The organism is Tenacibaculum sp. M341 (genome assembly GCF_004337695.1).
Classification (GTDB): Bacteria; Bacteroidota; Bacteroidia; order Flavobacteriales; family Flavobacteriaceae; genus Polaribacter.
In genome coordinates this window covers 63352-75051 of the sequence record NZ_SJXJ01000022.1, presented here as the reverse complement: position 1 = coordinate 75051, position 11700 = coordinate 63352, and the positions used below count along the sequence as shown (strand labels likewise).

5 protein-coding genes are annotated in these 11700 nt (G+C 30.9%); 4 read left to right on the top strand and 1 reads right to left on the bottom strand.

All coding sequences use genetic code 11. The features are described 5' to 3' along the window. Window positions 1-988: 988 nt before the first annotated feature. Genes EYW44_RS18750 through EYW44_RS18740 form a run of 3 tightly spaced genes read left to right on the top strand, consistent with a single transcriptional unit; the run spans window position 989 to window position 8863 of the window. Complete coding sequence (locus EYW44_RS18750; RefSeq protein WP_132726316.1) at window positions 989-4501, top strand: RHS repeat protein; 3513 nt, start codon at window positions 989-991, stop codon at window positions 4499-4501. A gap of 7 nt (window positions 4502-4508) precedes the next feature. Beyond that, window positions 4509-8414 (top strand): DUF6443 domain-containing protein, encoded by a 3906-nt coding sequence (locus EYW44_RS18745; protein ID WP_132726314.1) that lies wholly within the window; start codon window positions 4509-4511, stop codon window positions 8412-8414. After that, complete coding sequence (locus tag EYW44_RS18740; protein WP_132726312.1) at window positions 8414-8863, top strand: hypothetical protein; 450 nt, start codon at window positions 8414-8416, stop codon at window positions 8861-8863. Before EYW44_RS18745 ends, EYW44_RS18740 begins: the two co-directional genes overlap by 1 nt. A 42-nt stretch (window positions 8864-8905) precedes the next feature. Here EYW44_RS18740 and EYW44_RS18735 read toward each other — a convergent pair whose 3' ends face one another. Then, window positions 8906-9547 carry a transposase gene (locus tag EYW44_RS18735; RefSeq protein ID WP_165872272.1) on the bottom strand — a complete coding sequence of 214 codons (642 nt, stop codon included), beginning with the start codon at window positions 9545-9547 and terminating at the stop codon, window positions 8906-8908. A gap of 1306 nt (window positions 9548-10853) precedes the next feature. Between EYW44_RS18735 and EYW44_RS18730 the strand changes: the two genes are divergently transcribed. Continuing rightward, entirely contained in the window at window positions 10854-11411 is a 558-nt protein-coding gene (locus EYW44_RS18730) for an REP-associated tyrosine transposase (RefSeq protein ID WP_132726307.1), read from the top strand. The last annotated feature ends 289 nt before the right edge of the window (window positions 11412-11700 follow it).

Here is an 11700-nt window from a genome sequence, read left to right as displayed (position 1 = left end):
AAGAGTTATAAAAATAGCTATTGCTAATAAACTTTTAAAACAAGCTTTTGCAATAGCTAATTCTAAGCAAAAATATATAGAAAATTATCAAGAAAATATTTGTTTTTAAGCACAGTTCATTGCGAGCGAAACGCAGTGGAGCGAAGCAATCTGTTAGTTGTTACTATGAAAGCTTGTTGTGAACATAGAAATTTAAGCAACTCTAAATTGTCAGTTCGAGTGCTTTTGAGGTACGAAAAAGTGTATCGAGAACTTTTTTCGCCTATAAAATTGTAGTAATAGAGTTAATACTTTATATAGTTGTAGAATTTTTCACAACAGTTATCATTATTAAGGCAGTGTTTGAAATTGAGAACGTTTAAAAAAGAAGAGCGTCTTTGTTTAGCTTGCTAAATGAGAAATAAAAAATTGATCAAGACCTTTTTTACAAAACATCAAGACCGAAACTAGTTTCGATCTTGATGTTTTTTTAATTTCATAAGGTTGATTTTGTTATTAAATGAAGTAAAAAGTAGTGTTTAAAGCATAAAAAAACTCAAACTAAGAAGGCTTGAGTCAGTATAGAAGCTAATTAAAAGGTTAATTAGTTTTATGTGGTCATAATTATTGTCTTAATAATCTTTTTAAAAAAGTATTGCTGAAAGAAATTAATTCAGTTGGGGTTTTGCGGTATTGGTAAATGGATTTAGATGCTTTGGTCATAACTTTTTTAAATGTAATATTAAGATGTTTTTATTGTTAGTCAAAATTAAATTTCAAGGTTTGCGGGGTAATTTGCAATGGTTGTAGAAGTTTTAGATTTTGTATTAAGTAACCAATAGTTGTAGAAAAGCTTGTTTAATGAGTTTTATGTGTAATTGATGCGTTTTTATAACTAAGAATATTTCCTTTTTCAAAAAAACATTTGGCAATAAGGTATTTAAGTACTAGTTTTGCCAACTCGAATAGAAAATTGTTAAATATAAATTGCTAAAAATCTAATATTCTTATGAGGAAATTATTTTTGAGTATCGCTATGGTACTTGGTGGGTTCATGGTACATGGACAAGAATTGCCTGAGATTATACCACAGTCTCCGGAAGCAGCAGCTTTTACAAAATATAAAGGTGATTTAAATTTGTTTGAAGGAAAGCCTACTATCAATATTCCTATACATACATTACAGGCAGGTAGTATTAGTTTGCCTGTAAGTTTAAGTTATAACGCAGGGGTTAAAGTAAATCAAGTAGCTTCTGATGTAGGTTTAGGATGGAATCTTAATATGGGAGGAGTTGTTTCAAGAACAGTAAATGGATTACCAGATGGTGAAGTAAATGGATCTAATTATACTAAAGTTACAAATAGTCAGGTTCAAAGTATTTTAAGTTTTTATAGAGGAGGGAACTCTACTAGAATTTTTACTAGTTCACAAGGTAAACGACAGGAATTAGTTAATATGTTTAAAGATTATGAAAAAGGAAATTTAGATCTTGAATATGATACTTTTTCGTTCTCTGTAAATGGTTTGTCAGGAACAATTGTTACACATTATAATAGAGGAGATGTATATTGTATTGAGGATCCAACATTAAAAATAGAATACAAAACACTAAGAAATGATACAGATATAAAAGAATGGATTATTACAGATGTAAAAGGTATTCAATATACATTTTCTCAGTACGAATATACCAGTACTGCTGTATCAAGCTTATCAGGAGATGAATTTGGCTACGAGTATATTTCATCTTGGTACTTATCAAACGTGAGACATAACAATAATGAAATAGTTTTCAATTACATACCAGGTGTTAGTTGGAGTCAAGAAATGCCCTTGAGAAAAGTAAGGGAAAGAAAAGAAGAAAAAAATTGCGATAATAGCAGTTATTACATATCAACTACTACTAAAAGTTTAGAAACACCAACATACACGATAAGACAGCCTAAAGTTTATGAGATTGAAGTAAACGGTATTAAACAATTAGGTTTAACTTATAATAGTAGAAATGATTTATCAGGAGGTTCAAGAGTTAGTAAAATTTCTGTTTTTCATCAAAATGAGAGCACAAGAAAGCTCAAATCATTTCAATTAGAACAATCATATTTTAACAATGGAGATAATAGTACCCCTAGTATTATTTCAGGAACTTCTACAGATAATCTTCGATTAAAATTAGATGAACTTAGAATATATGAGAATTATAGTTATGGAGCAGGAAGTAGTACAGGAGATGGAGTGATAACAGCTGATACATCAACAAATGGAGACTATCAAGCTTATACGTTTTCTTATATAAGACCTAACGAATTACCTTCTAGAACTTCTGATAAATATGATTTTTTAGGGTATTATAATAATTTTGGTATTGAAGGTTCAACAAGTTTTTCAAATGCAATTATCGGTTCTCTAAATAGAATAGAATATCCTACAGGAGGAAGTTCGGAGTTTTTTTATGAAGAAGGTCTAGGGGCTTTTAGAGTAAAAAAGATTATAGATAATAGTGTAGATAACGGTTCTTTTACTAAATATTATTATTACAATGATTTATCTAAATATTTAATAGAGGAAGAGCCTAGTGTAGATCCAGATCCAGTAGTAGAAGATATTTCTTTTAGCGAGTTTCTTTCAAGTGTAAAAGGGATTAGACCAATAAATAATGAAGATATTATTATAGGAAATGATGGAACTTATTTAACATGGTCTGGAGCAAATATTTTAGTGGAAAATATAAATAACTATTGGGTAGCTGCTGATGCATACACTATAACATTACCAGGGATAGGAACCTCTAATGTTGTGAATATAAATAGAGGAGATTTTCCTGTTTCTGTAAACGGAAGTGCTTCAAGTATTAGTCAAAATTGGTTGTCTTATGATTCATTACATGCAGAGTATCTTCAGTACATAGAAGACCAAAGAGTAGACCCAGTTCCTCCAGAAGATCCGTTAACAATAGAGGAAAAATTACAGCTAGTAATTGGAGATTTTAATTATCATACAACTGCAGCCTTACATCAAAAAAGAAATATTTTTAAATCTTTAAGAGGGTTTACTTATTATGATGATGGTCGTGGAGGCGGTGGACTTAATGTTGGTGATGACATTGTAGAAGATAATCATCCTGATCAACCAATAGTAAACCCACAAGATTCAGATCCTCAATCAAGAGCTGCTTCAACAAGTACAACAAATCCTAATGATTGTCAGAGTTATAGAATAGAGCAAACGTTTAACTATAACTTGTTTTCAAAACAAAAAATAGATGTAGGCTATTCAACTGTTACAGAAATTATTTATAAAGATTACGATACATTTTCAGGATTTAATGTTTATAGTTTTTACAATTCAGAAAATAATAGAATTGCTGGAGCAGAAGAGAATGCGCCAATTATTGTGCCTACTATTGATGGACGCTTAAAATCGGTTAAAACTTATAATAAGGATAATCAAATCGTTCAATACAAACATTCAGAGTACACAAGAGAAATTATAGGTGATGAGGATGATATTGAAATTAATGGATATACTTTAAAGCTTACAAATACATACAATAATGTTTGTGAATCTTATGCTACCGATCCTGAAGGATATGCATATGGATATTCATTTCCTCAAAATGGTATATGTCCATTGGGGCTTCCAACATCTATGAGTAATTATTATGCTAATACCTATAAATACAGAAAGTTTTTTATATCGTTGAATAAAGAGGTTCAGGTAGATTTTTATCGTAATTCATCTAATGAAGTGAATGAGGTGATAAGTGAGACTGCATATTCTTATGAGAATCCAGATCATTATCAAACAACCAAAACAACGGCAAAAAACAGTAAGGGAGAAACCTTAATTACAGAAACAAAGTATGTTTATGATGGTTCTGGTGATTTATTATTAGATACAGCCGATAACTCTGGTAAATATGCTCCTCCAGGAGTAAACCCTCAAGAAATTACTACTTCTAAAAAAGAAGGAGATACTGTTACAGAGTTAAGTAAACAGTATTTTGTATATGATAGATTTGAAGGTTTAAACTTACTTGAAAAAGTTCAAACCAGTAAAGGAGGGAGTGATTTAGAAGATAGAATCAAATATCATAGTTATAATGATAGAGGAAACCCTACAGAAGTTAGTAAGCAAGATGGTACTCACATAGTGTATATATGGGGATATAATGCATCACAACCAGTAGCTAAAATAGAAAATGCTACATTGAGTGAAATACCACTAAGTTATATTACTACGATACAAGAGGCATCAGATTTAGATACGGATACTACCCAAGGAAATACAGGGAAAGAAGGAGAATTAAGAGCAGCGTTAAATAGCTTACGTAGTTTAGCTACTTTACAAGATGCCCAAGTAACTACTTTTACATACAATCCATTAATTGGAGTCACTAGTGTTACAGATCCAAGAGGAGAAGTAATATATTACGAATATGATAACTTTAATAGATTACACTTTATAAAAGATGCATCAGGAAATCTTATTAAAGAACACAGATACAACTATAAAAACTAATATGGCTATGAGAAAAATTTTATTAGTATTTTTAATACAGTTGCCCTTATTATTGCTAGGGCAAGTACAAGACGATAAAGTAATAGAAAATGATACTATTACTGGCAGACTAACAGTAAAGGCTGCTAACAGTATTACCATAAAGCCTACTACTATTATAAGAGCAGGTTCAGATTTTACAGCACAAATAATATCAGATTTATACTTACCATTAAGTTTAAATAACAATGAAAACTATGTGTTTACTAGAGATTATCAAATAGCTACTACTAGTACAACCGTAGCAGAGAACAGCGATGTTATAGAGTCGATAGCATATTTTGATGGTTTGGGAAGAGCGAAACAAAGCATTGGTATCAAACAATCACCTACAAAAAAAGATATTGTTACTCATGTAGAGTATGATGATTTAGGTAGACAAGTAGACGAGTTTTTACCATATGTAACTACGCAAAGTAATGGAGCTATTGTATCAGGAGCAAAAACAGCAACACAACAATATTACAAAACAAACTATGTTGATGATTTTCCTGGTGTAACAGAGGTAAATTTAATCAATGCATTTTCAAGAAAAGAGTTTGATAACTCTCCATTAAATAGAGTAGAAAAACAAGCAGCACCTGGTTACGATTGGCGTTTAAACGGTGGTCATGAAATAAAGTTTGACTATCAAACCAATAGCGCTAACGAAGTTCGTTTGTTTACAGTATCAATCACAGCAAGTAATAATGTGTTTACACCAAGTTTAGCAGGAGGGACAAGTTATTATGCTGCAGGAGAGTTATACAAAACAGTAACTAAAGATGAGAATCATGCTGGTACAGCAAGTACTTTGCATACGACAGAAGAGTTTAAAAACAAACAAGGACAAGTAGTTTTAAAAAGAACTTATGCATTGGTAGGTTCAAATAGTGAGGCTCACGATACCTATTATGTATACGATGATTTTGGAAATTTAACCTATGTATTACCTCCAAAAGTAGACCTATCATCTGGAGTAGTTACGAGTACTGAATTATCTGAATTATGTTATCAATATGAATATGATTACAGAAACAGATTGGTAAAAAAGAAAATACCAGGAAAAGAATGGGAATATATTGTATATGATAAGTTAGATCGCCCTGTATTAACACAAGATGCCTATTTAAGAAGAAATAATAGATGGTTGTTTACCAAATATGATGCTTTAGGTAGAATAGTATACACAGGGATTTATAAGCATAGTAGTGCGCTTTCACAGCTAGCAATGCAAACCCTTTTTAATACAGAGAACAGTACAGAAGATAATACAGAAAGCAATACAGCAAGTAAGTATTACGAAACAAAATTAGCATCAGCAGGAACACAAGGAGTCTACTACAGTAGTAATAACTTTCCAAGTACTAATTTAGAAGTGTTAACTGTTAATTATTACGATAACTATACGTTTGATGTAAAAGAAGCATCAACCACTGTAGCATTGTATAATAATTCATCGCAAAATTCTACGTCACGATTAAAAGGATTGGTAACAGGATCAAAAGTAAAAGTATTAGACACTGATACTGATCAATGGATTACTACAGTTACTTGTTACGATGAAAAGGCACATCCTGTTTATGTGTACTCACATAATGAATATTTAGGAACAACTGATATTATGGAGAGCGAATTAGATTTTGTAGGAAAGGTGTTAGAAACAAAAGCAAGTCATACAAAATCAGGAAACACAGCCATTGTTACAGTTGATAGTTTTGAGTACGATCATGCAGCACGATTAAAAAGCCAAAAGCAAAAGATCAATAGCCAAGAAGAAGAAGTTATTGTATCAAACAATTATGATGAGTTAGGTCAGTTAATCAATAAAGAAGTAGGTGGTGGCTTACAGAAGGTAGATTATAAGTACAATGTACGTGGTTGGTTAACAAATATTAACGACGATGCAAATAATGACAATGATTTGTTTAACTTTAGCATAAAGTATAACAGACCAACATCAGGTGGAGTGGCATTATTTAACGGAAACATATCGCAAACAAGTTGGAATAGTCTAAGTGAAAGCACAGCGGGTGGTACTGCTTTAAATGAGTATTCTTATGCTTATGATGCGTTAAATAGATTAACAGCAGCAACAGGTACAGAAACACCAAATTATAATGTTTCAGGCATTAGTTATGATAAAAATGGAAACATTTTAACACTTAAAAGAAAGGGGCACACAAATATTGGTGCTACTAGTTTTGGTGACATGGATGATTTAAGTTACACGTACGTTGCCAATAGTAACAAGCTTTCTAAAGTTACAGATAATGCAATATTAGATCAGTTTGGTTTTAAAGACGATGCTGTAAATACCACTGCTGATACAGCTAATGATTATAGTTATGATGCCAATGGGAATATGCGAGTGGATACTAATAAAGGAATTACTCAAATAGATTATAATCACTTAAACTTACCAACAATAGTAAGAATTGGGAATAGTGATATATCATATACGTACGATGCATCTGGAGTAAAACTTTCTAAAAGTGTTTTTATAGGAGGAGCTACTACCACTACGCAATATGCTGGTAATTATATTTATGAAAGACATACACCCCCAGCTATAAAACCAGGTGGTGGTCCTATTTTGTTTTCAGCGGCAAAAAGCAGTAATTTAACAAGTAGCAGATCTTCGACTACTATAGATGCTCCATTTGTATTACAATTCTTTAACCACGCAGAGGGATATATAAAACCCGTCATTGCGAGCGGTAGCGCGGCAATCTCATCATTTGAATACATTTACCAGTACAAAGACCATTTAGGAAACATACGTTTATCATATACAGATAATGATAAAAATGGTGTTATTGATGCTGCTACAGAAATTATTGAAGAATCTAATTATTATCCTTTTGGACTGCGTCACAAGGGGTATAATAATATAGTTAATTCTTTAGGGGATAATAAAGGACAAAAATACAAAACATTCCAAGGGCAAGAATATCACGATGAATTAGGTTTAAATGTAAATGAGTTTAAATATAGGTTTTATGATCCTTCTTATGCTCGTTTCTGGAGTATTGATCCCTTAGCCGAAGACTTTGCTTATAATGCAACGTATGCTTTTGCAGAAAACAAGATAGGTATGGGAATGGAACTTGAGGGTAGAGAATTACTACCTAATCAGTATATGTTTGAAATAATTCGTTGGGGTTACCAAGGGGTTCAAAATATTAAAGAAAAATTTTCAAGTGGAGCTAAAAAGGTAACAAAAGCTCATAGTGAACAAATGAGACAAAAAGCAGGTGTTCCTAATGCTGAATTTGATTCTGAATCAAATAGAATAGATATGGCAACTGGTATTGGTGAAATGTCAGAGGCTTTCACTGATTCAGCACATTTAACGGCAGATTTAGCTGGAGCTATTGATCCTTCTGGAATTGTAGATGGTGTTCATAGTCTAACATATCTCACTAGTGGAGATTATGGTAATGCAGGTTTGACAGCTATGGGGGCATTTGCTTATTTTGGAGATGCTTTTAAGTCTGCAAAATATTTAAAATATGGAGATGAAGCAGCTAATTTAGTTAAGACAACAGGAAAAGTTTTAGATAAGGAAACGGGTAAATTAGGAAAAGAAATAATTACGGAACTTAATGATGGTACTCTTGAGAATGGTTTAAAGGTTGCGAATGATATTATTGGAGATTTAGGAGATGGAGCCGTGCCTAAATTCGGTAAATTCGGAAGTCAAGAAGGAATTCAAGTCGGTTTTCAATCTGCAAACGGAAAGAAAGGTTGGAGAATTGATTATGATTTTAACGGTACTATAGGAACTCGAGGACACATTAATTGGTGGAATGGAAAGGAAAAAGGAGCTATCCTCATAAAAGCAGGAGAGCAACAAATAAATCAAATAATTAAAAATAGTACTTTTAAATGATGGAAAACCAAGATATAAATAACTGGAAGTTACTAGAAGTTATTGATGAGATACTTATAGTTGATGAAAAGTCACAGAATTATATTAAAGATGTCTTTGATGAAATAAATATTCCAAAAACCTCTTTTGAAGATGGAAATAGAGTTAAAACTCAAATAAATTGGGTTAAAATACCAACTTATAATAAATTTTTTTTTGACAATGAAGGAGATGAGAAAGAGAATGAAATAGCATTGAGAAACTCTAAATTATCCAATAAAGAAAATTTAATAATTACTTATGGTTGGAATGAACCTGCTATAAAAATTTCAACTCAAAAATTTATAGATGAATGGGAAGACTTTATAGCAAGTACTCATTGGGAAACTATAATCTTTAGTGAGGACTTGGAATTAATTATAGAAGTATCTAGAGATTATTTTATGCACAGTAATTTTCTTATAAAATAGCCTCCGATTTCCATGATAAAAACAAGTAAAAAGTAATAAAATTTAAGCAACAGTTTTCACATAAGGCTGTTGCTTTTTAATTACTGCACAGACTCTATGCACAAGTTTGTTTCTCACATTGTTAATAACTAACATTTTAGATTTACCTTCTTCTACTTTTCTATTGTAATAATTTTTAAGATCTATGTCATATTGTATTGCCGATAAAGCACAGAGATGCAACTGTTTTTTGAGTGTTTTATTTGCCATATGATGAACTCTAGATCTTTTTTTGATGCTAGTTCCAGAGCTATATTCAAAAGGTACAACTCCGCAATAACAAGCTAATTGTTTAGCATTTTCATAACGAGTAAACATATTGGTAAATATAGTTAAGTAAAGTGCTGTAAGTTTACCAATTCCAGTAACAGAAGTAGCTAAACTAATAGTAGTATTAAGTTTTTCATCAGAAATTATTAAAGCTTGAATTTCTTGTTCAATTCGTTTAATTTCATCGGTAAATACTTTTACAGATTTTTTAATATTCTTTTGAGCTACTTTGCTTAATTCAGGAGCAAAATGTTTTAGTTCATTGGGATATTTGGTTAAATCAGCTTTACTTTTTACTAGTCGTTCTCTGATAGTTATTAATGTTTTGATTTTATCTAGAACCAGATAGCTCGGTATGCTAGCGCGGATTTGCAATCGTGCCCATATAGAGCATAAATAAAGAAACTACTTTACATTAATTTGTGGAGTAGTTTTTTGTTTTTCATAAGAGAAAAAAAATTAAAGTTATAAAAACTCACGGATTACAAATCCGCGATAACAATGATGGTATTCTATACCCTTATCTATTTAGTTATGATCCTAAAAAAATATGAAGATGATGGAAAGATATTTAAAAGGATAAAGAAACCTATTATTGCAACAGATTAAATAATAAGAGAATGAAAAAAGTATATTATTATTAATATTGAATGTTTCGGTTTTTTATATAGTTTATCTAATAAAGCCTAATTGTGCACCTTGTATAAGGGGTGTAAAATGTGAACCTTGTATAAGTTCAATACAGGTTGTTTTAATAATACTTTTACTTTTATTTGATTTATACTTTATAGGAAAAAAACTAATGGCTCGGATATGTTAGCGCGGATTTGCAATCCGTGCCCCGCTCGCGCCCGAATAAATAAAAAGTAGTGGCTAGTGCTCGACTCTGTCGAGTACCGTCCTAATAAGTAAAAATAGAATAACTATATAAACTACCTTAATTGTAATGATTGAGGTAGTTTTTTATGTTTGAAAAGCTATGAGTAGAGCCTATAAATCTGATAATAGATCAAGATTATATTTTTTGCAGGTTTGTAAGTTTATTTAGTTAATGAGTCACTCGACAGGAGTCGAGCGCTAACCTAACATTTGAAATGATTTTTTAAAGCTTTAAAAGATAACCAAATGGGTAAACAATTTTAGATGTTTTGAAAAACTATTTAGTAGCTTATTAATAGTTTTCTTTAGTGCTCCCACTCATGCCCGAATAAATAAAAAGTAGTGGTTAGTGCTCGACTCTGTCGAGTACCGTCCTAGTAAGTAAAAATAGAATAACTATATAAACTACCTTAATTATAATGATTGAGGTAGTTTTTTATATTTGAAGAGTTATGATTAGAGCCTATAAATCTGATAATAGATCAAGATTATATTTTTTGCATGTTTGTAAGTTTATTTAGTTAATGAGTCACTCGACAGGAGTCGAGCGGCTAACCTAACATTTGAAATGATTTTTTTAAGCTTTAAAAGATAATCAAATAGGTAAACAATATTAGATGTTTTGAAAAACTATTTAGTAGCTGATTAATAATTTTCTTTAGTGCTCCCACTCATGCCTGAATAAATAAAAAGTAGTGGCTAGTGCTCGACTCTGTCAAGTACCGTCCTAGTAAGTCAAAGTAGAATATATAAACTATCTTAATTGTAATGATTGAGGTAGTTTTTTTATATTTGAAGAGCTATGAGTAGAAAATATAAATTTCATAATAAATCAGGATTATATTTTGTAAGTTTTGCTACGGTGTATTGGATAGATGTATTTACACGTGAACTTTATTTTAATATATTATCAGAAAGTATAGATTTTTGTAGGAAAAATAAAGGTATGGAGTTGTACTGTTATTGTTTTATGACAAACCATGTACATTTTATATTTCGTTCTAATAAAGAACAACCGATGGAATTGTTGAGAGATTTTAAAAGATACACTTCAAAAAAAATGATTGAGGCTATACAAAATAACCCTTACGAGAGTAGAAAAGAATGGTTATTGTTTATGTTTGAAAGAGCTGGGACAAAACAGAGAAATGTAAATAAATATCAATTTTGGCAGCATCATAACAAACCGATAGAGCTTTGGAGTGAAAAAGTTATAAAGCAAAAGATAGATTATATACATAATAACCCAGTTAAAAGTGGTTTTGTAACATCTCCTGAAGATTGGAAGTATAGTAGCGCCAAGAATTTTCAAGAAGATAATACAGTTTTAAGAATAGATGATGTAGGTTTTATAGGTTGATTTAGTTAACGAATCACTCGACAGGAGTCGAGCGCTAGCCCTTGATTAAAGATGAAAATTATATTAAAAATGAGTAATAATAAACATTTTGGTTTTATTGAAATGATTGGTTCTATTGTTTTAGTTTTAATAGACCCGATAAGGACCAATAACAAAAGATATCTAGATAAGAAGTTTTATAAGCTAAATAGAATAGTAGGTTTTATAGTTCTATTTCTAATATTTTCATTTTTAATATATTCTATTATAAAATATTTACTATTTAACTCCCAGGGCTAATTTAAGGTTG